Raw genomic sequence first — 24541 nt, 5'->3', positions numbered from 1 at the left:
TCTACTTCAGATTCCTACAATTGTATGTCTGAAACCACTTTTGTTTGCTTGTAGATACAACCCTTACCCATGAAAAACGACGCCAATCCGGAGTTCTCTATGCCCCTCTTTGTTTTAACCGGAACATACAACTCGAAGAACAAAGGCGACGCCGCCATGCAGATCAGCACGGCGCAGGAGTTGCGCAAACGATTCCCGAACGCACGGATTGTTCTACACACCCCTTTCCCCGACCTGGACCGCCCGTTCTACCCGAACATGGAAATTCTGAAGTCGTCGCGCCGAAGACTTATTTTCGGGACACTGCAAATCCTTCGCGCGGCGCTTTACCGCCGTTTCGGCATTTTGGGCAATGATGAGATCAGGACTCTCCATCAGGCAGACGCCGTCATCGATCTATCCGGCGACATGATGACCGAGAGCTACGGTCCGCACGTTGCATACTCTCATTTCATCCCTCTGCTGATAACCTTGGCGCTTGGCCGCCCGCTGATGCTCTGCGCGCAATCCATAGGTCCATTCAAGTGGACCATGCCGCTGGCCAGATTCATTTTCGACCGAACCGACCTGATAACCACTCGCGACGAAATATCCTCAGCCTATCTGGCGAAACATCATCTTGGGCGCACTGTTGCCGAAACAGCGGACATGGCGTTCCTGCTGGAACCGGTTCCGGATGAACGTGTGAACGAAATTCTGAAGTTGGAGTCACTGTCTCTGGGCGGTCGCAAAATGCTGGGCGTCTCCGTATCGGGACTCATCGAACAGCATTACCGCAGACGCAACCCGAATGCGGCCTCATTGGATTTCGACGGGCTGATGGCCGGAGAACTGGACTCCATCATAGACCAACTTGATGTGGATATCCTCTTCATCCCACACGTTACCGGCCCCACTTCAATCAAGGACGACCGAATCGCCGCCGAAAAAGTCATGAACAAAATGAACAGGTCGGACCGAGCCTTTTCCTTGCGGGGCGACTACCGCCCGGATGAACTCAAGGGCGTCATCAGCCGTTTGTGGATGCATCTCGGCGCACGAATGCACGCCAGCATCGGTGCCGTCACCACTTCCGTTCCCGTGGCCGCCATCGCCTATAGCCACAAAACCCCGGGCGTCATGAAACAGTTTGGTCTGGACCCGTACGTGGTCGATATCGCCGAATTCGGCAGAGATGATTTGGCAAAGGCCGTTTGTTCGCTTGCGGCCGACCGTAGCACTGTGACTGAAAGACTACGCATGAAACTAGCCCCGTTGCGCCAGAAGGCAAACGACAACGTCAACCTCGCCGTAAACCATTTTTCGAAGTAATAAGGAATCAGGGACAATGCATTTTATACTCGGCAAAGCAGGTACCTGGACCAGAGAAGAACTGGATAAAACTCGAAGAGTTCTGACGGAAGAGTATGGCGAAGAATGCCAATTCGTTGAGACCGGGCAGGGCTTCATCCTGTGTCCTGCAGGTGAAGATAAGCCGCTAACCGGTATTTTCATTTCCAATGGGCTTTGTGTAGTTTTTTATGGTGTGGCTCACCATCCCGTGCCGCACTGGGCATACATGGAAACGCCTCAGGACTCCCCCCAGCTGACGGCAAAACACATCGCCTCGCTTTACACAGAGCATGGAGACCGGTTCCTCGCCGACATAACCGGTTCCTTTGCCTGTTGTATTTTTGATGAAGCTGCGCAACGCGCTCTGCTGTTTACCGATCATGCCGGGATGCGCAATCTGTATCTCGCAGAAACGCCCGGAGAAGTCTGGTTTTCCACCAATCCTCGCACCCTTGCCAAGAGTTTGCCCCAAAAACCAACTGTGAATAGAAGCTTCGAAGACTTTTTCCTTTGCTACGGCTTCCATCCGTTCAACGGCACGTCCTACACCGGAGTGACCGGACACAAGAGCGATTGCCTTGTGGAAGTTCATGCAGGCGAAACCCGAACGTTCAAGGCGGAGAAATCTGCGTTGAACGTCCCCGATGTCGCGGAGCTGCCCGAGGATGAGGCGACGGATATGCTCTATGACGTGTTCATGCAGTCCGTGGAAGGTCAATGCACAGCAGGAGACAAGGTGGGAGTTCTGCTGGGCGGCGTCGATTCCGCTCTCGTGGCGGCCGCCCTCAGGCGGCTAGGCAAGGAAGTCCACACCTATTCCTTCTATTACGACCTGAACAATTTCAATCAACCTCACACCGATACTCTTGCCGAAAGCATCGGCACCACGCATCATTGGGTGCGTATAACCCCGGAAGTCATCGCCGAGGGCCTTGCCTCTTATGCTGACGTTTTTTGCCAGGAAACCAATTGGTTGAATTATCCAGTACAGACAGCATTCCTTTGTGCTCAAATTAAAGAGGACGGCATTTCGCACGTTTATACGGGTGACGGCTGTGACGGAGCCTTCCTTGGATATCCCAATGTGCACAAACGAAGCGTCATCTACAATTCGATAGCCAATCTGCCTGAAGGATTATTGAACACGGTCCTGGGCTTGCTCTCCGTCGCTCCAGTGGAATACGCTACAGGGCGTATTTACACGCTGTTCATGAATGTGCTCCGCTCCCTGAAAAGAAGGGGCGCCGAGCGGCTTCTGCTTTCCTTCAAAGTGGCTGATGAAGCTTCTTTAGGCAGACTGAGAGGTGGAAATGCTCCTGTCCAGAATATGGCTATTGAGGAAATAATAACTTCACTTTCCCGCCCCTGGTCCCGGAATACGCCTGACAGAATTTCCTATGCGGGCAAAAGCATGTTGTCTCCAAACAAGATCAAAATGAATGGATGCATGGATCAGCATGGACTTTGCCTGTTTTCCCCCTATCTGCACCCGGTTCTCAAGCAATTTGCACAGAACCTTCCGGATAAATACTTGCGCCCCAAGGACAACACCGGTTCTAATGCCCGGCTTGGAAAATATATTCTGCTCAAAATGATTGAAAAACATGAACTCCTGCCGCACGAAATCATCTATCAACGAAAAGTCGCGGCCGTCGATGCGCCAATTGACGATTGGTACAGGGACACATTGCGCGCCGCCATTATGCAGGAGTTGAAGGGGTTGCCGTTTCCCGCAAACAAAAGGTACGTCAATTTTCTGTTGAGGAATCACCCGCTGACTTCATTCTACAAACGTCATCTCAGTTCAGACCAACTTTCAACACACACCATTTCTCTGCTGTTGACGTACGCTTCCTTCACAAAGGGCTTTTAGCCGACACGGACTCGGCTCTCGCCTCACAAAGGATACACAGGTAGAGGTGTGATTGACCACGCGGCTAGACATGGATAATCTGTCGCCGCGAGAGTGTTCGCCTGCACAACCGAACCGTTACAAATTCGTTTGAAGTTTCCAAAAAACAACCAATACATGGACAAGCAAGTCGCTGTAAAATGGGGACAACCCCTTCTTTCCGTACTCATTATTGCGGGTCTTGTTGCGTACCTCTGGAAGCATAAGGAAGCATTCACAGACACTTTGTCCTTGCCCTATGATCAGCTTGCCGCCATGGCCTGCCTTGTTGTGCTCAACTGGGCGGCCAACTCCTTGCCTATGTTGATATTCACCCGGCTTGCAGGAAAGCGTATCGGCTTTTGGGCCAATTTTTTTGTCATGGCGGCGGCCATGCTCGGTAATTATCTCCCCATGAGGCTCGGAACGATTGTGCGTATGCGTTTCTTCAAAAAATCCATAGGAATGGATTATTCCTCATTCGTGGGGATCATGATGGTGCGCACCCTGCTACTGGCAATTACTTCCAGTCTGTTTTGCGGGTTGGGATTCATTGGCCTTCGGCTTCAGGGATACACCCTGCCGCTTGCCGTATACGGCCTCTTCGGGGCGTTGTTTGTCGGGGCTCTGGCAGCACTTTTTTTGCCGGTTTCCAGAATTTCAATCCCCAACCGCTTCATACAGGGACGACTTGAAAAACTGACAGAGGCTCACAGGACCATGCGCAAACAACCGAAGGCCATGCTGGCCGTCATGTGCTGCATCCTGTTCCAACAACTCTGTTTTAGTCTTCGTCTGTATATTTCTTTTGCGGCCTTTGGGGTGATCGCACCACTATGGTTGTATATTATCGTCGGGCCAGCCTCGTCGCTGCTCACTTTTGTCACAGTTACACCAGGCAATCTGGGGCTCAGAGAATGGGTCATCGGTGCCCTGACTTCGGCTACCGGGTTCGACTTCCAGGCTGGTTTTTTCGCCAGCACGCTGGACCGAGGCGTCATGTTGGCCTTGACCTTCATTTTGGGCGGAATCGGCATAATTTACACCATACGCAAATCGTCCGCAGCTTATGGTTCTTCCCAAAATGACGAGAATTTCGTCGACAAATAACCTTTTTATTCGCGAACCTACATTGTCGAAATGGACATCGAACGTCCGAACACGCAACACCTCTATCTAAGGACCAGCTAATGGAAAAACAACCAAGTAAACGCATACAACTTTGGGACGAGATGCGTGGCGTGGCCATTCTTTGTATGGTAATGGCACATTTCAGCTATGTTGAAACGGCTACGTTCGACGGTCTTACCATTGGTAGTTTCCTGGATAGAGTTGACGATTTCCCTCGCCTTGTACTCTACTTCGTACATGCAAACGCATCATTTCTTGCGCCATTTTTATTTTATTTTCTTGTTGGCGTCATGTGTAATATTAAATTCAAAAAAATAAATAATATTGAGTACAATAAAACAATATCAAGAGCGTCACGCCTCATTATTGGGACATTGGCTGTCAACACAATTTTTCTCCTGCGCACTCCATTCCCTCAAAATATGGAACTATTAAAGCATCTAGTGTCACCCAATGTGCTTTTTTACATTCTGTTAATCTATTTATTTAACGAATTGATACTGCATAATTTTATACATTATTTCAAGTTTACATTTCGTAGCAAAACATGCTGCATAACTGCGGTCACAGCATTGTGTTTCCTTTATAATATCACAGCCTCGAATGTTGGGACCTATCGCGACCTCTCTTGGCCGGTTTCGATGGCCCTTGGCATCTATGCGTCTTTACTCGGCGATTATTTCACGGACATCAAGGCAACCGAAAAGCACATCCGGGCACTGGTCGCGACGCTGGCTGCGGGAGCGCTTGCCCTTATTTTTTACCTCATTGCCCACCCGCCGGTAGATGCCCTCAAAAAAATGTCTGTTTCCTATTATCTCTATTGCTTCGGAGCAGCCGCGGCTATTTCCTTTGTTCTGCTCAAGCTCGAGAAAATCCAAACGGCCTTTATCCGAGGAATACTCGCCGCGCTGGCATTGATGGGCCGACACTCCCTGGTGCTCTATGGTGTGCATTACCTAGTTGGACTGTTATTCTTTCGTCTGGTGTTGTCGCCTTTCGTTCCCGATCGGTATTGGTGGATTTCCGTTGTCATCATTCTGACCGCATGTTGGCTTACGGCCCGTTTGCTGGAGAGCCGCCCCTTAATGAAAAAGAGAGCTTCCTAACCTTTTTCAATATTTGTATCTTCTTTATATACTTTACAATTTACCTTTTTTAAGCTAGCAAACCATGGACCGCATTGAGTCACCAGCCCCATAGCCAACTTTTGGCTATTATCCCTGAGGTATGAATGAATAACCCCATCATTGCGACAGAAAACACAGGCAAAAGAAAAATGATGCTGTTTGCCTGTCTGCTCTTTCTCGCCGTATTCTCGCTGGCATTCCGGTATCTGACATCCGGAACCGTTGAAAGCGGAGGGGATGCTGTTTACAAGTGGTCCGTAATTAAACAATTTGTACTTTTTGGGGACGTCCCCGCCCGCTTGAATCACCATACGTGCCGATGGTCGGTCAACATCCCTGTATTTTTCTTGCAAAAGTACCTGGGAACCGGGCCTACCACTTATTATGTGTGGCCGTTTCTGACTTCCACCCTGTCGGCCATCTTCGGCTTCCTGTTGATGGAGAGGCTCCGCTCATGGCGCATAGGTCTGGCGGCGGGCGTTCTGATTATCATGTCCGATCCCATGATGAGGCAGGGAACCCAGCTTCTGCCCATGGGGACGGCTGTGTCCTTTCTGCTGGGGGCGGTCTATTTCTTTGTCCGTTGGCGAGACGACGGGTGTAGCCGGAATATTGCCGCCAGCTCGTTGTTGCTGTTCTTCGCCTACGGGGCCAAAATCACGATTATCTACTATGTCCCGGCGTTCCTTGTTCTCATTTATCTCTTTGCAGGCAACCTGAGAACTCGTTTTTACACCAGCCTTTGTTTTCTTGGCATATTCATTGCGCTCTTTGTCGTTGAAACCTATTCATTCAACATGCTAACTGGATCGTCCTTCGGCAGAATGGAACTCATCCAGTCTTCCCATCGACCGATTCGCACTATCGCCTCCTCCGCCATCACCAACGACTGGCAATATTCTTTCAATTCAGTTTTCCAGTATCTATGCAATTTTTTTGTTTATTTTAAATACCCAGGCAGAGCCCCGGCAGTCCTGTACTATATAGCCTTTGTCATCTCAGTATTCGCACTGGCGAAGAAATGGCCGAACACGTCCGCTGCGGCCATTCCGTTTCTGTTCGGTTTCTTCGGACATGCGTACGCAGTTACATCCGTTTTTCCTTTTGTCCGCCCCGAACGAATACTCTTTCGGTACCAGAGCGCCATATTCGAATTGGCGCTCCTGACGCTTGTGCTCTTTTTGTCGGCTCCCCGTTTCAAGGGGACCGCCACGAAATACAAACTCCCGTTCAAAGCGGGCGATCGGGCAATTCGAATCATTCTCTTCCTAGTGCTCGCTTCGCCCATTGCAATCAGTGCGATCAAACACATCCATTGGGTGGACAACGGCTATAAGCGGACCGCCCGCACTGCGGCAATCGTCCGCCAGGCCCGGGAAGACAAAGTTCCCGTTTTCATCCTCCGGGAGGACGAGGAAAAAGAGTCGATCAAGCAAATAATCAAATACTACGCGCTATACACCGACACCCATTACTTCGGACAGGTGCCTTGGAATCGTGAGCACGACATCCGTCTTTCCGACTTCCCTGCTATTGAACGAGACGGGAAAGAGTTCCTGATGGTGGAACGCAACGGCCATACAGACGAGTTAGACGGAAAAGCCATTTATCTGGAGCGGTTTTGACTTATTTGCCGGTTCCTTTGTCATTCCCATATTCCCCCTGTTGCCGTTTTGCGGGCGCAAGGAGATGGCCGGGGTTGCCAACTGTCAGGGATAGGCTGTGCCACTCGGCAGGGAAAAGCCTGGCTGCATCGACCCAATTTCATGTCTAATGAAGCGGCATGAACAAAATTTGTTATAAAAGCCACCAGGGAGCATTATTGTGAAATTGATTATCCAAATCCCATGCTACAACGAAGAACAAACGCTGGGTGTCGCTTTGGCCGAGCTCCCGCGTAGTGTCCCGGGATTCACAGAAGTTGAATGGCTGGTCATTGACGACGGCAGCCGCGACAACACTGTCGCCGAAGCGAAAAAGCACGGCGTGGATCATGTGGTCCGGCATCCCAACAACAAGGGGCTTGCAGCGGCCTTCAGGACCGGCCTCGATGCCTGCCTCGCTCTCGGCGCGGATGTCATCGTCAACACCGATGCCGACAACCAATACAACGCGGGCAATATCCCCGATCTGGTCGCTCCCATTCTGGAAGGGACCGCCGACATGGTCATCGGGGAACGTCCCATCGCATCCATAGATCACTTCTCCCCGCTCAAAAAGATGTTGCAGCGGCTCGGCAGTTGGGTCGTGCGTATGGCCAGCCACACCGACATCCCCGACGCCCCCAGCGGCTTCAGGGCCATTTCGAGGGTGGCGGCGCAACAATTGATGGTGTTCAACAACTACACCTACACGCTGGAGACCATCATCCAGGCAGGCCAGAAAGGCATGTCCGTCACCTCAGTGCCTGTCCAGGTGAACGATGATCTGAGGCCATCCCGACTCGTCAAGGACATCCCCTCCTATATCAGGCAGAGCATCTTCACGATCATCCGGATATTCGTCGTCTACAAGCCGTTTCGTTTTTTTCCCTTCTCGCGGCGATCCTGTTTTCCGCTGGCATGCTCATCGGGTTGCGTTTTCTCTATTACTACTTCACGAGCGGCGGAAGCGGACACGTCCAATCCCTTATCCTTGCCGGACTTCTGGCGGGCATGGGGGGACAAACGTTCCTGATCGCCTTTGTGGCGGATCTGCTCTCCGCCAACCGAAGGCTCCTCGAGGAGATACGCTTTCAACAGCGTCGGCAGCTAGACCGCCAGGACGCGGCCGTATGCAAAGAACACAGCGACGATTAAAGGAGGCCGTATGCGCATCAGCATAGTCGGCCCCACGCATCCCTATCGGGGGGGCATAGCGCATCATACGACCCTGCTGTGGGAGGCCTTGAGAGAAGATAACGAAGTCCAGTTCATTTCTTACAAGCGGCAATACCCTGCGCTGCTTTTCCCCGGGAAATCCGACAAGGACCCGAGCACGGAGGCGATCCAGGCGCAAGGCGTCGACTTCCTCGTGGATTCCGTGAATCCCGTCACCTGGATTCAGACGGCCAGGGCTATCGTGCGGTTCAAACCCGACCTGCTGGTGCTGCCCTGGTGGGTGGCTTTCTGGGCTCCGCTATATCTGGTCCTCACCACCTGGGTACGGTTATTTCTGCCCACCCGAATAGTCTTTTTGTGCCACAACGTTTTGGAGCACGAACCTTCCTTTCTGAAACGGCTCATCACCCGCATGACCTTGTCGAGAGCGGACGGCATCATCACTCAATCGCGGCAGGAAAGTGATAAAGCCAGGGAACTGTTGGGAACGGACTTCCCGGTGACGACCGGCTTTCACCCTACCTACGCCCCTCTGGCCGGCGCTCCCCTGGATCGCGTCCAGGCTGCCCGGGAATTGAACCTGACGGGTAACATCCTGCTATTTTTCGGCTTCGTACGCCCCTATAAGGGCTTAGATGTTCTGCTGGACGCCATGCCGACGGTGCTGGCCGCCCGCGATGTCACCCTCATGGTGGTCGGGGAATTTTGGAAAGACAAGGAACGATACCTGGAACAGATCTCCCGGCTCGGAATAGGCGGCCATATCCGCCTGGTGGACGAATATGTGCCGAACGAAAGCCTGCCAAGGTACTTCGCCGCCGCCGACATTGTCGTACAGCCGTACCGTTCGGCCTCCGGCAGCGGTGTTTCCCAACTGGCATACGGATTCGGAAAACCCGTGGTGGCGACCCGGGTCGGCAATCTGCCGGAAGTAATCCGACACGGGGAAAACGGTATGCTCGTTTCCCCAGCCGATTCGGCCGACTTGGCGAACGCGCTCATTACGAGCCTGGAAACGGAAACCCTGAACCGGCTTACCGCCCACGCACGGGAAACCGGAGATCGTTTCTCCTGGAGTCGGCTCGCCAGCCTCGTCTGCACTCCCCCATCCGATTCAAAGAACTGAAGGAAAGGCCTGACAGACAGGCACCCGATGCAATCCTCCTGCTAGACGCCTTCCAGCGAAACCGGGAAAGCGGCGACAGACGGCTCACAGTCTACCGGCTATCGGGCTTGCTGCTATTTGAACTCGCCGGTCGAAAGGCCGTACCGTTTCAGCATGTTCTGGACGGCCACTCGGGACAGGCCGGAAATTCGCGCAGCCTTGGAGACATTTCCTTCCGCCAGGTCCATGGCCTCCCGGATGTAATTAAGGCTGAACCCGTCGATCATCTGGTTCTTGGCCTCCTTGAAGGGCGGCAATTCCCCTCCGGACGCGGGCATGGAGCTCCCGTTGCCTCCCACCATACGGACGACGTCCATGGCGACCATTTCCCCGGTGCCGAACACGGCCAGCTTGCGCATGGTGTTTTGCAGCTCCCTGACGTTGCCCGACCACTCTTCCGCGGCCAAGTGACCGATCACGGCGGGATCGAGTTCCTTGTCGGGCAACCCCAGCTCGGCGCAGGCCTTCTTGAGAAAATACCGGGCCAGCAGAGGAATGTCTCCCTTGCGCTCGCGAAGCGGCGGCAAGTTCAGGGTGAGGACATTCAGGCGGTGAAAAAGGTCCTCGCGAAAGGTCTTGTCCGCGATCTTGGCGACCAGGTCCTGGTTGGTGGAAGCGATGACGCGCACATCCACGGTACGCGACTTGTCGGAACCGACCGGACGAATCTCGCCCCCCTGGATCACCCGCAGCAGCTTGGCCTGGGTCTCCATGGGAATATCCCCGATTTCATCCAGCAGAATGGTCCCGGTATCGGCCTTCAGGAAGAGCCCGTCGCGGTCCTTGTCCGCACCGCTGAAGGCACCCTTCACATGACCGAAGAGCTCGCTTTCGAGCAGGTTCTCAGGGATCGCGGTGCAGTTCACCGTGACGAACGGCTTGTCCGCCCTCGGGCTGAGATCGCGCACCATGGCCGCAGCCAGCTCCTTGCCGGTGCCTGACTCCCCGAGGATGAGGACGTTGTAGTCGGTCTGAGCGACCGCGGCGGCGGACTGTTTGAACCGCTGCATGACCAGACTCTCTCCGATGAGGCGTTCCTTGTGGCGTTCGAGCTGGTCCTTGAGCTGACGGTTCTCGTCAAGCAGGCGGCTGCGTTCCAGGCCCTTGGCCACTACCCGGAAAAGGGACTCCGGCTCGATGGGCTTGGTCAGGAAATCGTAGGCCCCTGCCTTGAGCGCCTCGACGGCGATTTCGATGGTGCCGTGGGCCGTGAGAACCACGGCGGAAAGCTCCGGGGAATCGCCCAGCGCACGCTTCAGCAGTTCCATGCCGTCCATGGCGGGCATCTGCAAATCGGTAATCATGAGGCTGATGGGCACGCGACGAAGAACCGTGAGGGCCTGATCGCCGCAAAAGGCTACCTGTACCTTCACATCGGGAAATTCGCTCTCGATCAGCCGCTTGAGTCCCTTGGCGAAGTCGACCTGATCGTCGACAACGAGAATATGCACCGGCTCCGGGGTCATTGCCGCTCCTCTCCGGCGGCCGGGAACCGAAGCGTGAACCGCGCGCCGCCCTCCTTTCTGTTGTCGGCCAATATGGACCCGCCCAGGTCGCTCATGAAGCCGTAGACTATGGCCAGGCCGAGACCGGACCCCTTGTTCACATCCTTGGTGGTGAAGAACGGGTCGAAAATATACTGGCAATTCTCCTCCGCGATGCCGGGGCCGTTGTCGCAGACCTCCAGAACCGCTTCGTCGGCCGCCTCGTCGTGCCAAAGCCTCATTTTGACTTCACCGCCGTTCTCCGGCACCGCGTCCAGGGCGTTGATGACCAGGTTGACGACGATCTGCTCAACGGCCTGGGCATCCACGCTGATGCCGGGAACGCCGCTTGCGGCGTCGACCGTGATGGTCGCGCCCTGCTTCTCCGCCTGCACCCGGAATACGCCCGCGACGGTATCCACCACGCTCGGCAGATGCACCACCAGGGAGCTGGTCACCTTGGGACGGGCGAAGTTCAGGAGGTTCTTGAGCACGCTTTGCGCCTGTCTGGTGTGCTTGATGATGACGTCGAGATCCTCGGCGGCCTGACCCTCGGGCGTCCCTTTCTTCAACAACTGCGCATAGCAGAGGATGACCCCCAGCGGATTGTTGATCTCATGAGCCAAGCCCGAAGCCAGCTTGCCCACGGTCGCCATTTTCTCGGATTGGGTCATCTGCGCCAGCATCCGTTTCTGCCGGGTGGTCTCATGCACGTAGACGACCGCCCGTTCGCTCTCCTCGGTGTCGGCCTCCCGCACGGGGTAGATGCTCAACGCGAAGGAACGGCCTCCGGGCAGGGAAACCTCGCGCGATATGACCTTGTCCAGGCTGAGGGACTTGGATATGTCGCAGTCGCCGGTATCGCTCGGCCCGCCGCACAGCAGGCCGATGACGTTGCCGTCGGAACTGGCCCCGTCGGAAAGATCCGTGCTCAACCGGCGGGCGGCCTCGTTGACCATGATGGGGGAACCCGAACTGTTGGCCAAAAGCAACGGCTCGGTGATGCCCTCGAATATGGCCTGCAAGTTGGTGTTCTGCCGAACGATGGAATCGAGCGCCATGAGGTTCTCGGCTCCGAGACACAACTGGCGGCCTATGGCCCGCAGGACGATCCTGTCCTGGGCTTCGAAGGAATGGCCGGGCTTGTGATAGAGGCAAAGCAGCCCCTCGGCAGTGCCGGAAAAGGACTCCACGGGAATGAAGGCCCGGGAGGCCTCGATCCTCGCCACGGAATGCGTCAGCAGATCGACCCAGTCGTCGGGGATGACGGGCCGCTCGTCGGTCTCCGGCCAGGTGTAATGGCGGTTGGTGGAGAAAGTGCAGACAAAGGCGACCTTTTCAAGGTCGAACCGGCTGTAGATCAGCGGCAGCGTCGCCTTCCACAACTCCTGACGCGATGCGCTCCTGCTTGCCCCGGCGAGCAACTGGACGAACAGTTCCACATCCGATGTACGGGCATCCGCCTGGGCCGCCAGTTCCCTGGTCCGCTCCTCGACCTTGGCCTCCAGGTTCGTGGTGTAGTCCTGCAACTGCTGGCGCGTTTCATAGAGATAGTCGCTCAGCTTCTCGATACCGGCGACCATTTCTCCGACCTCGTCGCCCTGCTCGACCTCGCGGACCAGCTGGATTCCCTTGTCATCGCTGAAGTTCCGGCGAAAGCTCGTGGTCAAGAGACGGAAGTTGTTCGCGACGATGCGTTTGAAAATGTAGTTGGTGGCGGCGAAATACAACAAAGCGGCCAGCCCGAAGACCATCAAATAGGTCATGATGGTGTCCTGAATCCGCGCGACGGACGCAGTCACGGGGAGTCCGACGAAATCCACCCCGCCTATGGAATTCGGCTTGTGGCCGAACCCTCGGTCGCCATAGAGCCTGACAAGCTCGACCGGCGCGTCCGCCTTGTCGCCGTGGCAATGAAGACAGCTCTTCCAGTAGACGACCGGCCGGGCCATGACGAAATGCTTGACGCCGCCTATGAGCTCATAGCCCTCCCACAGCTTCAGGTCCGGGTCCTTGCGGAAGGTCTCCACAAGCCGCACTTCAAGCGGATTGGCCTCGAACTTGGGATTTCGGGCGTTGATCGCCACGCGCCGGTACAGATGGCTCGTCGGGCTGCCGTCCATGCCCGCCATGATGCGCCGCGTGATATACGACGAGGACATGGCCTCGATGACGAAGCTGTCCGGCAGCACCTCGTACATGCGCGTCCTGAGCGTGTTGCGCACGTAATCCTGGACCGAATCCACCTGGGACAGGACCATGGTGGCCTTGTCGTGGACCTCGTTCTCAAGCACCTGCCTAAGATGATAGGAAAAACCGACGAACATCAGCCCGCCGATGACGACCGAGGTCATAATCAGGCCGATGAGGAATTTGCTTTGCAGGGAGTATGGTCTGGGAAGCTGCATGAGTGTCACCTAACGAAATCCGAGCCGCGCCCGCCCCGCTCGGGGATTCCTTGACGCAACTTCTTTCGGGACTGTATAGGCAATGATAAGCGGTGAAAAGCACAATTAACAGGAGAGCCGGCGGCATGAACCACCTGATCCTGTCGATCGCGGCCGCTTTCTTCGGCGTCGCGACAGCGGACATGTTCAGCAGAGGCTGGACGGGAGTCCTGCGTACCGCTGCGTCGTTTGTCCTGTTTTTTCAAAAGAAAATATCCGGTGCGACCCTTTTCAGCCGCCTTAACGCCGCCATTCCCATTGCCATACTCTGCTGGCTGACCATGTTCCTGGCCTTCCGGTTCTATTTTCGTGTCTGGGGCCTCGGCGAAAGCGAACTGGAACAGGTCGGCTACTTTCTGGGGGCCGTCACCAGGGTCTTTCTCTATCTCAAACAGGCGAACAGGCTCATAGAGACCCTCTTCGACGCCGGAAACGACCCGTAGCGGGGCTCGCCCGCACCCCCGAGAATTCCTGCGGGCGCGTCGCGGAGTCCTGCTGCGCATCCCGAAGGCGGGCGTCCCGCCTACCGGCTGGAAGACGTCACGGGCATGGGACCCGGTCCATGGGGCATGTACTCCATGGTGGAACGGGCGTTGTGATCGGCGTGGCCCACAATCTCAACGTCGGTGTAATAGAACATGCCGGTCTCGATGTTTTCTTCAACGATGAAATCGCCCAACTTCTGAAACGCTTCCGACGATTCCACAACTTCCGGTCCGATCAGAAACGTGAAGACCCACACGGCCGCGCAAGACAGGGCGAACGCCGCCAGGCGTTGCGGCAAGCTTCGGTTTTCCATTGTTCTCTCCTTTTAATGACTATGGAGGGGGGCGCGAACGCCCCCCTCCGCTTTAGCGAGGGTATCCCTTCCCTGGGGCCTGCGTTAGATCTTGGCGGTGATGTCCGGGAACACCACGTAGAACATCAGGTAGGCCATGAGCAGGGTCAGGGCCAGGTTGAAGGACTGGCCGCACACGTACAGGATCAGCGGCTTGCCGCCCTTGAAGTAGTGCTTCAGCTCACGGAAGTTGGTGGCCAGGCCGATGGCGGCAAAGGACAGGCAGAAGAACCAGCCGCGGAAGATGCGGGAGAAGCCGCGCAGCACGCCCTGGTCGACCATGGTGAATCCGGCGTCCGAGCCGATGGCGGCGTAGACGATGGAGAAGATCACGGAAGCGGTCAGGAAGCCCAGCACGAACTTCGGGAAGCGGTGCCAGATTTCAATGGCGTGAACTTTCTGGCCCTGCACGCAATCAACGCGGGTGCACCAGTAGATGGCGATACCGAAGGCGGTAACGCCGATCATGACGTTCTGGATCATCTTGATGGTTGCGGCGACGTACAGAGCCTTTTCAGACAGGAACGCACCGGCCGCGGCCACGGCGCCGGTGGCGTCGATGGTGCCGCCCATCCAGGCGCCGCCCAGAATGTAGGGCATACCGGTGGCCTTGATGACGGCGGGCATGAGCACCATCATAATGGAGGTGAAGACCAGGGACAGACCGATGGACAGGGTCAGCTCCTCTTTCTTGGCCTTACAGGCTGCGGCGGCCGCAATGGCTGCGGAGGTGCCGCAGACGGACATGTCGGCGGAGATGACCATGTTCAGGGTCTTGGACGGCATCTTGACGACCTTCTGGCCGAAGATGAACGTGGTAATCAGGACGACCGGGGTAACGACCCAGGCGACAAAGATGCCCGGGATACCGATGGCGATGACCTTGTTGAACAGCACCTCGGCGCCCAGCAGCACCAGGCCGGTCTTGATGAAGAACTCAACCTGGAGAGCCTTCTTGGCCCACTCCGGCGTGCCGATGGTGTTGGAGATGAGCAAACCGATGGCGATGGCCCAGGCGGCGTAACCGATGCCGTACTGCTTCATGGTAGCCTGCCCGGCCATCACGTATGAGAGCACGGCTACGGCAAACACCAGTCCAAAGCCCTTGAGGAACTTGACCCAATCGCCGTCAATAAACTTGATGCCGATGGCGAAAATGATACCGAAGCCGACCAGCATCAGGAGCAAACCGGGAAGCAGGTTGAACGGCTTGTTGCCGATCTTCTTCTTGGCGGACGCCTCCTTGGAGCGGGATTTCAGCCAAGTCTCGATGGAGGACGAAGCCTGGGTGTTCAGCTCGGCGCTCTTGAAGCCGGCCTTCTCGGCCGCAACCTGCGCGGCCAGAGCCTCGGTCTTGGCCGCGGCGGCGGCCGCCTTGGCGGCCTCATACTTGGGCATGGCCTTGGCGTTCTTGATGTCGGCCTGCTCCTGAGTCTGATAGAAGGAGTTCAGGGGGTTGGTGGACCAGCTCTTGGGCTGAGCCATCAACGCGGCGATGGTCTTGCCGATGGGCTGATTCTTGGCCTTGATCTTTTCCTTGGCGGTCTGAGCTTCGTACCAGGCCACGGTCTTGAACGGGGCGCGGGCTGCTTCCTGCTCCATGATCGCATTGGCCTGGATGAACTTCTCGTTCATCTCCGCAGGCTTGTTGTTGAAATAAATGATGGACCCCACGATCAGGATCAGAAATCCCAACCAAATGGCCCAGTAATCCTCTTTTTTCCAGAGGTCGGACCAGGAGCTGGTCGCCTTGTCGACGACCACCTCGGCGTTCTGTTGGACAGCGTTATCAGCCATTTACTAAAACTCCTCAATAAAGCAGTTACTCTTCAGTCGAACCGTCCCCCCGGACGATCCGATGGAACCAATTCGCTTTCTCCAATGAGCAAATGCCGGGCCACTTTCTCAATACGCAGCAACATACTGAAATAACAATATTACTACAAAACGTCACGACAGAATATGCAAACACGACTTTGCAGTTTCGCAAGCGTCATTGTCACTTCGACTTTGCATTGCCCTTCCGCAAACCAAAACAAGCGCCAAAGACGCGATCGGGGGACGGGGCGGGGGGCGGTAATCCACTGAACAGACGGCAATCTCCAGGCGCGGGCTGCCTGGCCTTTCAGAATCGGACCTGCTAGAGAAACGCGATGTTCAGCACGTATCTTCTGGGCGCGGCAGCGATCATGACCGCCTATGTCTTCCGGCGCATGGACGGACTGCCCTTCCTGGGCTCCCTGACATGCAGAACCCGCATGGTCCTCGGCCTGTGCGCCTGGCTGTTCATCATGGTCGCCCGATACGTGGGCAGAGCCAACTTCGGCCAATGGTCCATCATTCTCGAAAGCGTCGGGCTCAGCCTGCTCATCACCCTTTTCCTGGCCGCCGCCCTGCTGGCCGTTGTGGACGCCGCCACCTTCTTCGGCCGGTTCCTGCCCGCAGCCGCCCCCAGACTTCGCCGTGCGGCCTTCGCCCTGGCCCTGGTCCTGTCGGGCGCGGCCCTGGTCCAGGGAATGCGCGCGCCCATCATCACTGAATATGAGGTCGCCCTGCCGGGCCTGCCGGACGAGTTGGACGGAATCACCGTCGCCGCCGTTTCTGACCTCCACGCAGGCACCCAGCTCGGTCCGGATTGGCTCAAGACGCGCGCGGACCAGATCATGACCCTCAAGCCGGACATAATCCTGCTCCTCGGCGACATCGTTGAGGGACATTCCCGGCAGTTGAACGCGCTCCTGCCCGCCCTGAGCACCCTGCGCGCTCCGCTCGGCGTCTATGCCGTGCCGGGCAACCACGAGAATCACGGTTTTCCGGAAAAGGCCCTGCGGCTGTTTCACGACGCCGGGTTCACGGTTCTGGTGAACAGATGGGATTCACCCGCGCCCGGACTGGTGGTGGCCGGAGTCGAAGACCTGAGCACCCACCAGGGCAGCCAAGCGACCAACGACCCGGTGGCCGAAGCCCTGGCCGACCGCCCGGCCGGGGCCACAATCCTGCTCTCCCACACGCCGCTGCGCTACGAGGAGGCCGCGTCCCTCGGGACCGGACTGATGCTTGCCGGACATACCCACGGCGGCCAGATATGGCCCTTCAACTATGTTGTGAGACTGAGTTTTCCGCTGGTGGAGGGAAGGTTTGAAATCGGCCCCATGACGTTCATCGTCACCCGGGGAGCGGGCGTATGGGGTGCGCGTATGCGTCTTTGGAATCCGGGAGAACTGCTCAAAATCACCCTGCGCGCCGACTGAGCGCGTCCCGCCCGTCCAGGCCGGGACCGCGCGTCCTTCGGCGCGATCATCAGCCCCGCAACCTACCCGCAGCCGAGAAGCGCGTGTTTCTCCGGCGACGGCTCATCTGCGCAAACCGAGGACCCGACTCCGGCCCTGGACAAACCGGACACGGCCAGATGCCGCTGGATGGCCTGCTGCTCCTTGAGCCAATCGGGAGCGATCTTCCCGTTTTCCACAGCCATGACGGTGTCGCCCAGGAAGAGGGCCTCGTCCAGGTCATGGGTCACATGCAGGATGGGTATGTTCAACTCGCTTTTGAGCTCCTTGAGACAACTGCGCAGATTCCGCCGGTTGGCCACATCCAGGGCTGAAAACGGCTCATCCAGCAGAAGCAGCACAGGGTCCCGGGCGAGGGCCTGGCAAAAGGCCGCCCGCTGACGCTCGCCGCCGGAAATGGCCGACGGCCGACATGATGCCAGATGCCTGATGCCGAACATGGACATGAGTTCGTCCACCCTGTCTTCATCGGACGCGGCAAAGGCGACGTTCTTGCGAATGGTCAGATGCGGAAACAGAGTGTAATCCTGAAAGACCAGACTCAGGCCGCGCTTCCGGGCGGGCACAAAAACCCGCTTTGCCGCATCGGCCCAGACCTCTTCTCCGAAGGCAATCTTTCCCGAATCGGGCTTCTCCAGTCCGGCCAGAAGACGGACCAGCGTTGTCTTGCCCGCGCCCGACGGGCCTATAACCGCGGTCAACTCGCCCGGGGCGCAGGAAAAAGCCAGATCGAGATCAAAATGTTTCAGCCGTTTGGTCATTGCGACATCGAGCATCAGGAACGCCTCGCATTGATCTTGTTTATTATCAGAAGCACCACGAAGCAGACGGGAATCAGGGCCGCCGACATGCGGAAGGCGTCATCGAAGCGCAACGCCTCGACGGCCTCGAAGATCGCCACCGAGGCTACCTGGGTCTGCCCGGGAATGCTGCCGCCCACCATGAGAATGACCCCGAACTCGCCCAGGCTGTGCGCAAACACCAGGATGGAAGCGGCGGCAAGGCCGCCCAGGCAGTTCGGCAGCACAATGCGGAAAAAGGCGGACAACGGCGACAGCCCGAGCACGGCCGCGCTTTCGAGCAGCCTCGGATCGAGCTTTTCCAGCGATGCGCGCAACGGCTGGACGGCGAACGGCAGATTAAAGACGAGCGACGCCATCAGAATGCCCGCGAAACTGAAGACCAGCCGGTTTCCTGTCAGATCCTCCCAAACGCCGCCCATGAACCCGCGCGGCCCCATGACCACGAGCAGGGCGAAGCCAAGCACCGTGGGCGGCATGACCATGGGCAGGGTAATCACGGCGTCGAGCAGGCTTTTACCCCTGAACCTCCCGAAGGCCAGAAGACTGGCCAACGGGGAGGCCGCCACGGGAATGAGCAACATGGTCCAGAAGGCCAGCTTGGCCGAAAGAATCAGCGGAGTCCAATCCATGGGCTACTTGTATCCGTACTTGAGCTTCATCGCCTGCACCTCGGGAGAGGACAGGAAGTCAACAAACTGGGCCGCCGCGTCGGGATGCGGAGCGGACTTCAGCACGCAACCGGCCTGAATGACCGGCGGAGCCTGGTCCACCACCACGAAACAACCCTTCCGTCCTTCGTCGGTGAAAACAGAGGAGTAGGCGCAGAAGCCCACGTCGGCCGAGCCGGTGGAAGCGAATTGGAAAGTCTGGGAAATGGACTGGCCGAAGACGAGCTTGGGCTGCACCTCGTCCCAGGCGCCAGCTTTCTGCATGGCCTTCATGGCCGATGTGCCGTAGGGCGCGGTTTCGGTGTTGGCGATGGCAACACGCTTGACCGCCGGGTTGAGCACCGTGGCCTTCCAATCCTCGCCGCAGAAATCCTTGTTGGCGGACCACAGGACCACCTGTCCCATGGCGTAGATGAAGGGTTTCTCGGCCAGGCCGTCGGCGTACAGCTTGTCGGGGCGTTTCTCGTCGGCAGCCAGGAAGATGTCGAACGGAGCGTCATTGACGATCTGGCCGTACAACTTGCCGGTGGAGGCGTAGGTGGCCTGGGCGGTCAGCCCGGTGGCCTTCTCGAAGGCGGGAATGATCTCCTTCATTACCGGCGTGAAGTTGGCCGCCTGGGCGATAAGCAGGTCCGCGGCGGAGGCTCCCGAGGGAACGAGGAGACACAAAGCCAGCACCAATGAGCAAATGCGTTTCATGACGACTCCTGAACTAGTGTTTTTTAGTGTTTCGGACAGTACGGGATCTCGCCTCTTTGGTACGGACATTTCCGCATTGCGGACAAGTCGATCACGCGAACACCTAAAATCGTGACAATACAACCCACCTCCGCCCTCGGCCAGCACCTTCTCTCAAAAAAAGATTGAAATAAAGCTTGCAAACGAAACTTTTCTCTTATAAACAGACTCTTCCTGAACGTGCCGAAGTGGTGGAATTGGTAGACACGCTAGGTTCAGGGTCTAGTGGGAGTATTCCCGTGGAAGTTCGAGTCTTCTCTTCGGCACCATGCTAGTACAAGGGTCGCGACCGACAGGTTGCGACCCTTTTCATTTGCCTCCATCTTCTTCCGCCCTCCGCCTCAAAATACCGACGCTCGACAGCCTTGCCTCTCAATGGACAATCGATGGTGTTTCGACTACATGCGAGGACGCGGCCTGTGCTCCGCGCCCCAGCACACGGGACGGCTGAAACCGACGGCAGTCGGGCTACTCCCGTGGTCCTGCCTCAACGACGGACCAAGCCTTCGGGCGCAAGGAAACGGACCTTTGCATTTTTTCACGAAAATGAAGCGGGTTCCGTATAGTAATGCGCAAAATAGCCGATACTGTTCTTGTCAATACATTCAAAGACGTTGAGGATTCCATGTTCGCCAATTTGAGCTTGAAGTTGAAAGTGCTGGCCCTGGCCCTGCTCGGACCGGTCATCGTCGCAACCGTACTGTCCATCCACCAGGCCATCCAGATTCGCAACGACGCCGAAAACGGCATTGTCCAGCAAAGCCGGGCGCTCATTCTCATGGCCGAGGCCGCCCGCAACGAGATGGCCAAAAAGCTGAACATGGGCATCATGGTCCCCTTCGACCAACTCGACACCCGGGAAAAGCTCCTCGAATCCATCCCGGTCATCACGGCCATCAACATCGCCAAGCAGAAGGCCAAGGAACTCGACTACAATTTCCGGGTTCCCAAAGTGGCCCCTCGCAATCCGGTTAACAAACCCACCCCCATCGAGGAAAAGGTGCTGGCCGAGCTCAAGGCCAAGAACCTCGATGAAAAAATTCTCATTGAAAACAACGAAATACGTTACTTCCGGCCCATCCGCCTGACCAAGGAATGCCTGTACTGCCACGGCGACGCCAGAGGCGACCGCGATCCAGTCGGCGGCATCAAGGAAGGCTGGAAGGAAGGCGAAATCCACGGCGCGTTCGAGATCATCACCTCCTTGGACCAGGTCAACGCCAGCGTGTTCACATCCGAGCTGTACGCCGCCCTGGAAACCACAGCCGTACTTCTGGCCGTGGGCATCCTGGTCTGGTTCCTGGTCAAGCTCATCATCGTCGGACCGCTCTTCCGCATCCGCACCTACGCCAAGTCCGTGGCCGACGGCGACATCGACGCCGAGCCGGAGGGACACTTCGCCGCCGAACTGGGCGTCGTGAAGGAAGCCATTCAGACCATGGTCGGCAACCTCAAGGCAAAAATGCTCGAAGCAGCCCAGAAGCAGGACGAAGCCGAGCACGCCCAAGGCGTGGCGGAAACGGCCATGGAAGCCGCCAAGGCGCAGGAAGCACGAAGCAACGAGTTGCTGTCCACCATGCAGCGCATCGCGGGCGAAGCCTCTCTCATCGCCGAACAAGTCACTTCGGCCGCCGACGAAATATCCGCCCAGGCCCAACAGGTGAGCAAGGGGGCCGAGGTCCAGCGCGACCGCACCACCCAGACCGCCACGGCCATGGAGGAAATGAACGCCACCGTCCTCGAAGTGGCGCGCAACTCCTCCAACTCCGCCGAATCCGCGGCCAACGCCCGCACCCAGGCGCAGGAAGGGGCGAAGATCGTGCGCGAGGCCACGGACGCCATCCGCGAAGTCCACGACCTGACCTCCACCCTCAAGCAGTCCATGGACCAGCTCGGCAAGCAGACCACCGACATCGGACAGATCATGAACGTCATCGAGGACATCGCCGACCAGACCAACCTCCTCGCCCTCAACGCGGCCATTGAGGCCGCCCGAGCGGGCGAGGCGGGACGAGGCTTCGCCGTGGTCGCCGACGAGGTCCGCAAACTTGCGGAAAAGACCATGGCCGCCACCAAGGAGGTTGGGGACGCCATCCAGGTCATCCAAAACGCCGCCACCGCCAACATCCAAAGCGTGGACCACGCGGCCCAGGTCGTGGAACAGGCCACAAGCCTGGCCAACAGCTCCGGCGAAGCCCTGGACTCCATCGTCAACTACGCCGACGACACCTCGGGACAGGTGCAGTCCATCGCCACCGCCGCGGAGGAGCAGTCCGCCGCCTCCGAGGAAATCAACCGGGCCGTGGAAGACATCAACCACATCGCGACTGAAACGGCCGAAGGAATGAACCAGTCCGCCGAAGCCATCAACAAGCTGGCCAAGCTGTCCAACCGTCTGCACAAGCTCATTGAGGAAATGAACGCCCATTAGCGGCGAACAAGCCAAAAATGCAACCGAGGCGCGGGGAATTCCCCGCGCCTTTTTTTGGATCCAATATCGTTGACTCCCCCACTTTCGCGGCAGAACACCGCGGAGTAAAAAAACGCGCCGAAAGCGCATACATGGGATGCAAGGGCGCGCCCCTCGCCCTCCGGAAGCGAAATCACCCGGCCATTGCCGCGAAACGGCTTTCACCGCCGGATTTTATTCATCAGGAAATTTAAGGAGCAGTTCCCTTTTTCATGTCGAAAAGCATGAATACCCCCGCCCGCAACGCATCCCCGCTTGTCATCCCGACTACGTTTCATTATGGTTCACTGGCTTGTGAAAAATCGTTCAACCGAAGGATATCCATGGCCATAGCCGATCCGGCAGCGCTGATACGCAACCTATCGAACAAGCAGGGACTTGCCGCCCTCCTGGACGTGCTTCCTTTGGGCGTGGCCATCATGGACAGGAACGGAACGTTGCTGGCCGTGAACAGGAACTACGAGTCCCTGACCGGGGTGAGCGGAGACCAGGTCCTCGGCATTCGATGCCACCACGCCCTGCGCTCGGACTACTGTATGCGAAAGTGTCCCATGCGGGGCGAATGGGCGGACAAGCGGGCCCGGACCGTGGAAACGAACATCATCAACCGCGACCGGGAAAAACTCAGCATCCACCTGACCCTCGCGCCGCTGGTGGCCGACGACGGGTCCGTCCGGGGAGTCATCGAAACGCTGATGCCCGCGTCGATTCACGCCCTGGACGAGATCGTCAGCGGAGTTTCCGGGCTGGGCGAACTGGTGGGCCGGAGCCCCGAGGTACGCAAGATATTCTCCATGACCCCGTCCATCGCCCAAACCGATTCGCCGGTGCTCATCACCGGCGAGACGGGCACGGGCAAGGACATGCTGGCCGAGGAAATCCACAAGGAGTCCGACCGGGACGGCCCCTTCGTCAAGGTGAACTGCGGCGCGCTGCCCGTGCCGCTGCTGGAGTCCGAACTCTTCGGCCACACCAAGAACGCCTTGCCCGGCGCGGACCAGGCCAAGCCAGGCAGACTGCGCATGGCCCACGGGGGCACCCTCTTTTTCACCGAAATCGGCGATCTTCCCCTGCCGTTGCAGACCAAGCTGCTGGCCTACATGGACGATCACGCCGTGCGTCCGATCGGCTCCACCAAGGTCGTCCATACGGATGTCCGCATCATGGCCGCCAGCCATTACGACCTGGAGGACATGGTCCGCCGCAAACGGTTCCGGCGCGACCTACTCTACCGGCTCAACGTCATCCGGCTGCACCTGCCGCCCTTGCGCGAACGTGGCGAAGACCTGCTCCTGCTGCTGGACCACTTCCTGAAAATGTTCCAGGTCCGCTACGGCAAAAAGGTGGACCGTTTCTCCAAGAACGTGGAAACCCTGATGCGCTCCTATGAATTTCCCGGCAACATCAGGGAGCTGCGCAACCTCATCGAATATGCGGTCAACTTCTGCGACACCAACGTCATTCGAATGCGTCACCTGCCCGGCTATATGCTCCACGCGCCGAACCTGCCCGAGAACCTGTCCACACCTCCGAGGCCGGTGGAGGCAGGCGCGGTCCTGGCCGCCCCTCCCGAACGATGGGAGGATGTGCAGCGTAAAATGATAATGGAAGCGCTGGTCAAGACCGGCGGCCGCAAGTCAAAGGCCGCCGAACTGTTGGGCTGGGGCCGCTCCACCCTGTGGCGCAAGATGAAACACTTCGGCATAGAATAGGCGGACCGCATGGAAAATATCCTCATCCCCATCATGGACGACGAACTGTCCCCGCGCTTCGACCTCGCCCCCAAGGTGCTCATTATTTCCATCACCCGGGAAACCAGCGCCATGGGCACCCTGAACGAGCGGGTCATCGACTTTGAAACACCGTCGGCCGAGGCCATGTACAGGCTGGTCATGGCCGAGAACATCCAGACCATCATTTGCGCGGGCATAGAAAACGAGGTTTTCGAGTTTCTGAAACGCAAAGGCATCAAGGTCGTAGACAACGTCTGCGGCCAGGTCGATCCCATTCTGGAAGCCTACCTCGCCGGTCAGCTTTCCCCTGGGCAATTCTATTTCTGACACGCTTTTAGTTTCTTTTTGTTTCACTTTGAGACAGGCGGCCGTTTCAGAACCGTTCCACAATGTTTCATTTCGTCCTTGCGAAAAATTTCACGTAAGACGCTTGACGCAAGGAACCAATTGCTATCTATAGAAACGCGGGTCACTTGATCGTTTTAGACTGCGAGATTCGCTCACAAGGTCACGCCGATGGGGGTCGGCGTCGGTCAACTGGTCCGAGGCTGTGTTCACTTCAACGCGGCGACCTGCTTCCTGGCAGAGGGGGAGTCGCCGCA

At 57.3% G+C, this 24541-nt stretch carries 19 protein-coding genes and 1 tRNA gene; 13 read left to right on the top strand and 7 right to left on the bottom strand.

Features of this window, described 5'->3' with window-relative positions; genetic code table 11:
- Positions 1–69: 69 nt before the first annotated feature.
- The 7 genes from PSN43_RS10150 to PSN43_RS10120 all read left to right on the top strand — a co-directional run bounded on the left by PSN43_RS10150 (position 70) and on the right by PSN43_RS10120 (position 9429).
- Positions 70–1311: a polysaccharide pyruvyl transferase family protein gene (locus PSN43_RS10150; RefSeq protein WP_272700604.1), complete on the top strand. Its 1242-nt coding sequence runs from the start codon at positions 70–72 to the stop codon at positions 1309–1311.
- A 16-nt stretch (positions 1312–1327) separates the two neighbouring features.
- The gene (locus PSN43_RS10145) at positions 1328–3205 is read left to right on the top strand and encodes an asparagine synthase-related protein (protein ID WP_272700603.1); all 1878 of its coding nucleotides are present in this window, start codon (positions 1328–1330) and stop codon (positions 3203–3205) included.
- Between the two features lie 156 nt (positions 3206–3361).
- Complete coding sequence (locus PSN43_RS10140; protein ID WP_272700602.1) at positions 3362–4333, top strand: lysylphosphatidylglycerol synthase transmembrane domain-containing protein; 972 nt, start codon at positions 3362–3364, stop codon at positions 4331–4333.
- Positions 4334–4413: 80 nt separating this feature from the next.
- Positions 4414–5463, top strand: a complete 1050-nt coding sequence (locus PSN43_RS10135; protein ID WP_272700601.1) for a hypothetical protein — start codon at positions 4414–4416, stop codon at positions 5461–5463.
- A gap of 125 nt (positions 5464–5588) precedes the next feature.
- On the top strand, positions 5589–7109 hold the full coding sequence (locus PSN43_RS10130) for an ArnT family glycosyltransferase (protein WP_272700600.1): 1521 nt from the start codon (positions 5589–5591) through the stop codon (positions 7107–7109).
- 199 nt (positions 7110–7308) lie between these two features.
- Entirely contained in the window at positions 7309–8160 is an 852-nt protein-coding gene (locus PSN43_RS10125; protein ID WP_272700599.1) for a glycosyltransferase family 2 protein, read from the top strand.
- Positions 8161–8292: 132 nt separating this feature from the next.
- Positions 8293–9429, top strand: a complete 1137-nt coding sequence (locus PSN43_RS10120) for a glycosyltransferase (protein WP_272700598.1) — start codon at positions 8293–8295, stop codon at positions 9427–9429.
- A gap of 113 nt (positions 9430–9542) precedes the next feature.
- On the opposite strand, the gene PSN43_RS10115 is transcribed toward PSN43_RS10120, so the two are convergent.
- Together PSN43_RS10115 and PSN43_RS10110 are read right to left on the bottom strand one after the other, a co-directional pair.
- Positions 9543–10934: a sigma-54-dependent transcriptional regulator gene (locus tag PSN43_RS10115; protein WP_272700597.1), complete on the bottom strand. Its 1392-nt coding sequence runs from the start codon at positions 10932–10934 to the stop codon at positions 9543–9545.
- The gene (locus tag PSN43_RS10110) at positions 10931–13360 is read right to left on the bottom strand and encodes a c-type heme family protein (RefSeq protein WP_272700596.1); all 2430 of its coding nucleotides are present in this window, start codon (positions 13358–13360) and stop codon (positions 10931–10933) included. Before PSN43_RS10110 ends, PSN43_RS10115 begins: the two co-directional genes overlap by 4 nt.
- Before the next feature lie 125 nt (positions 13361–13485).
- Between PSN43_RS10110 and PSN43_RS10105 the strand changes: the two genes are divergently transcribed.
- A complete protein-coding gene (locus PSN43_RS10105; RefSeq protein ID WP_272700595.1) occupies positions 13486–13842 on the top strand; it encodes a hypothetical protein in 357 nt (118 codons plus the stop codon).
- A gap of 80 nt (positions 13843–13922) precedes the next feature.
- On the opposite strand, the gene PSN43_RS10100 is transcribed toward PSN43_RS10105, so the two are convergent.
- The gene (locus tag PSN43_RS10100; protein WP_272700594.1) at positions 13923–14198 is read right to left on the bottom strand and encodes a hypothetical protein; all 276 of its coding nucleotides are present in this window, start codon (positions 14196–14198) and stop codon (positions 13923–13925) included.
- Between the two features lie 84 nt (positions 14199–14282).
- Complete coding sequence (locus PSN43_RS10095; protein WP_272700593.1) at positions 14283–16034, bottom strand: YeiH family protein; 1752 nt, start codon at positions 16032–16034, stop codon at positions 14283–14285.
- A 356-nt stretch (positions 16035–16390) separates the two neighbouring features.
- Here PSN43_RS10095 and PSN43_RS10090 point away from each other — a divergent pair, with 356 nt between their 5' ends.
- The gene (locus PSN43_RS10090) at positions 16391–17488 is read left to right on the top strand and encodes a metallophosphoesterase (RefSeq protein WP_272700592.1); all 1098 of its coding nucleotides are present in this window, start codon (positions 16391–16393) and stop codon (positions 17486–17488) included.
- Between the two features lie 62 nt (positions 17489–17550).
- On the opposite strand, the gene PSN43_RS10085 is transcribed toward PSN43_RS10090, so the two are convergent.
- The 3 genes from PSN43_RS10085 to modA are packed head-to-tail and all read right to left on the bottom strand — an operon-like array spanning position 17551 to position 19697.
- Positions 17551–18303 (bottom strand): ATP-binding cassette domain-containing protein, encoded by a 753-nt coding sequence (locus PSN43_RS10085; RefSeq protein ID WP_336314032.1) that lies wholly within the window; start codon positions 18301–18303, stop codon positions 17551–17553.
- The gene (gene modB / locus PSN43_RS10080; protein ID WP_272700591.1) at positions 18303–18959 is read right to left on the bottom strand and encodes a molybdate ABC transporter permease subunit; all 657 of its coding nucleotides are present in this window, start codon (positions 18957–18959) and stop codon (positions 18303–18305) included. The genes PSN43_RS10085 and modB overlap by 1 nt, the downstream gene beginning before the upstream one ends.
- Before the next feature lie 3 nt (positions 18960–18962).
- A complete protein-coding gene (modA, locus tag PSN43_RS10075) occupies positions 18963–19697 on the bottom strand; it encodes a molybdate ABC transporter substrate-binding protein (protein ID WP_272700590.1) in 735 nt (244 codons plus the stop codon).
- Positions 19698–19918: 221 nt separating this feature from the next.
- On the opposite strand from modA, the gene PSN43_RS10070 reads away from it, so the two are divergent.
- From PSN43_RS10070 to PSN43_RS10055, 4 genes are all read left to right on the top strand, one after another.
- Positions 19919–20005, top strand: a tRNA-Leu gene (locus PSN43_RS10070).
- 356 nt (positions 20006–20361) lie between these two features.
- Entirely contained in the window at positions 20362–22167 is a 1806-nt protein-coding gene (locus PSN43_RS10065; protein WP_272700613.1) for a methyl-accepting chemotaxis protein, read from the top strand.
- A gap of 362 nt (positions 22168–22529) precedes the next feature.
- Positions 22530–23918 (top strand): sigma-54 interaction domain-containing protein, encoded by a 1389-nt coding sequence (locus PSN43_RS10060; RefSeq protein WP_272700589.1) that lies wholly within the window; start codon positions 22530–22532, stop codon positions 23916–23918.
- 9 nt (positions 23919–23927) lie between these two features.
- Complete coding sequence (locus PSN43_RS10055; protein ID WP_272700588.1) at positions 23928–24266, top strand: NifB/NifX family molybdenum-iron cluster-binding protein; 339 nt, start codon at positions 23928–23930, stop codon at positions 24264–24266.
- The last annotated feature ends 275 nt before the right edge of the window (positions 24267–24541 follow it).

It is taken from the genome of Desulfovibrio sp. Fe33, from assembly GCF_028532725.1.
Lineage (GTDB): Bacteria > Desulfobacterota > Desulfovibrionia > Desulfovibrionales > Desulfovibrionaceae > Pseudodesulfovibrio.
Note: the sequence above shows the minus strand (reverse complement) of the source record. Positions and strands in the feature narration are given on the sequence as shown.

Coding starts and splice junctions, on each gene's coding strand:
- PSN43_RS10120 (WP_272700598.1), top strand. CDS start 8,293: ATGCGCATCAGCATAGTCGGCCCCACGCATCCCTATCGGGGGGGCATA.
- PSN43_RS10110 (WP_272700596.1), bottom strand. CDS start 13,360: ATGCAGCTTCCCAGACCATACTCCCTGCAAAGCAAATTCCTCATCGGC.
- PSN43_RS10130 (WP_272700600.1), top strand. CDS start 5,589: ATGAATAACCCCATCATTGCGACAGAAAACACAGGCAAAAGAAAAATG.
- PSN43_RS10140 (WP_272700602.1), top strand. CDS start 3,362: ATGGACAAGCAAGTCGCTGTAAAATGGGGACAACCCCTTCTTTCCGTA.
- PSN43_RS10135 (WP_272700601.1), top strand. CDS start 4,414: ATGGAAAAACAACCAAGTAAACGCATACAACTTTGGGACGAGATGCGT.
- PSN43_RS10065 (WP_272700613.1), top strand. CDS start 20,362: ATGTTCGCCAATTTGAGCTTGAAGTTGAAAGTGCTGGCCCTGGCCCTG.
- PSN43_RS10145 (WP_272700603.1), top strand. CDS start 1,328: ATGCATTTTATACTCGGCAAAGCAGGTACCTGGACCAGAGAAGAACTG.
- PSN43_RS10055 (WP_272700588.1), top strand. CDS start 23,928: ATGGAAAATATCCTCATCCCCATCATGGACGACGAACTGTCCCCGCGC.
- PSN43_RS10085 (WP_336314032.1), bottom strand. CDS start 18,303: ATGCTCGATGTCGCAATGACCAAACGGCTGAAACATTTTGATCTCGAT.
- modA (WP_272700590.1), bottom strand. CDS start 19,697: ATGAAACGCATTTGCTCATTGGTGCTGGCTTTGTGTCTCCTCGTTCCC.
- PSN43_RS10115 (WP_272700597.1), bottom strand. CDS start 10,934: ATGACCCCGGAGCCGGTGCATATTCTCGTTGTCGACGATCAGGTCGAC.
- PSN43_RS10060 (WP_272700589.1), top strand. CDS start 22,530: ATGGCCATAGCCGATCCGGCAGCGCTGATACGCAACCTATCGAACAAG.
- PSN43_RS10150 (WP_272700604.1), top strand. CDS start 70: ATGAAAAACGACGCCAATCCGGAGTTCTCTATGCCCCTCTTTGTTTTA.
- PSN43_RS10100 (WP_272700594.1), bottom strand. CDS start 14,198: ATGGAAAACCGAAGCTTGCCGCAACGCCTGGCGGCGTTCGCCCTGTCT.
- PSN43_RS10090 (WP_272700592.1), top strand. CDS start 16,391: ATGTTCAGCACGTATCTTCTGGGCGCGGCAGCGATCATGACCGCCTAT.
- PSN43_RS10105 (WP_272700595.1), top strand. CDS start 13,486: ATGAACCACCTGATCCTGTCGATCGCGGCCGCTTTCTTCGGCGTCGCG.
- modB (WP_272700591.1), bottom strand. CDS start 18,959: ATGGATTGGACTCCGCTGATTCTTTCGGCCAAGCTGGCCTTCTGGACC.
- PSN43_RS10095 (WP_272700593.1), bottom strand. CDS start 16,034: ATGGCTGATAACGCTGTCCAACAGAACGCCGAGGTGGTCGTCGACAAG.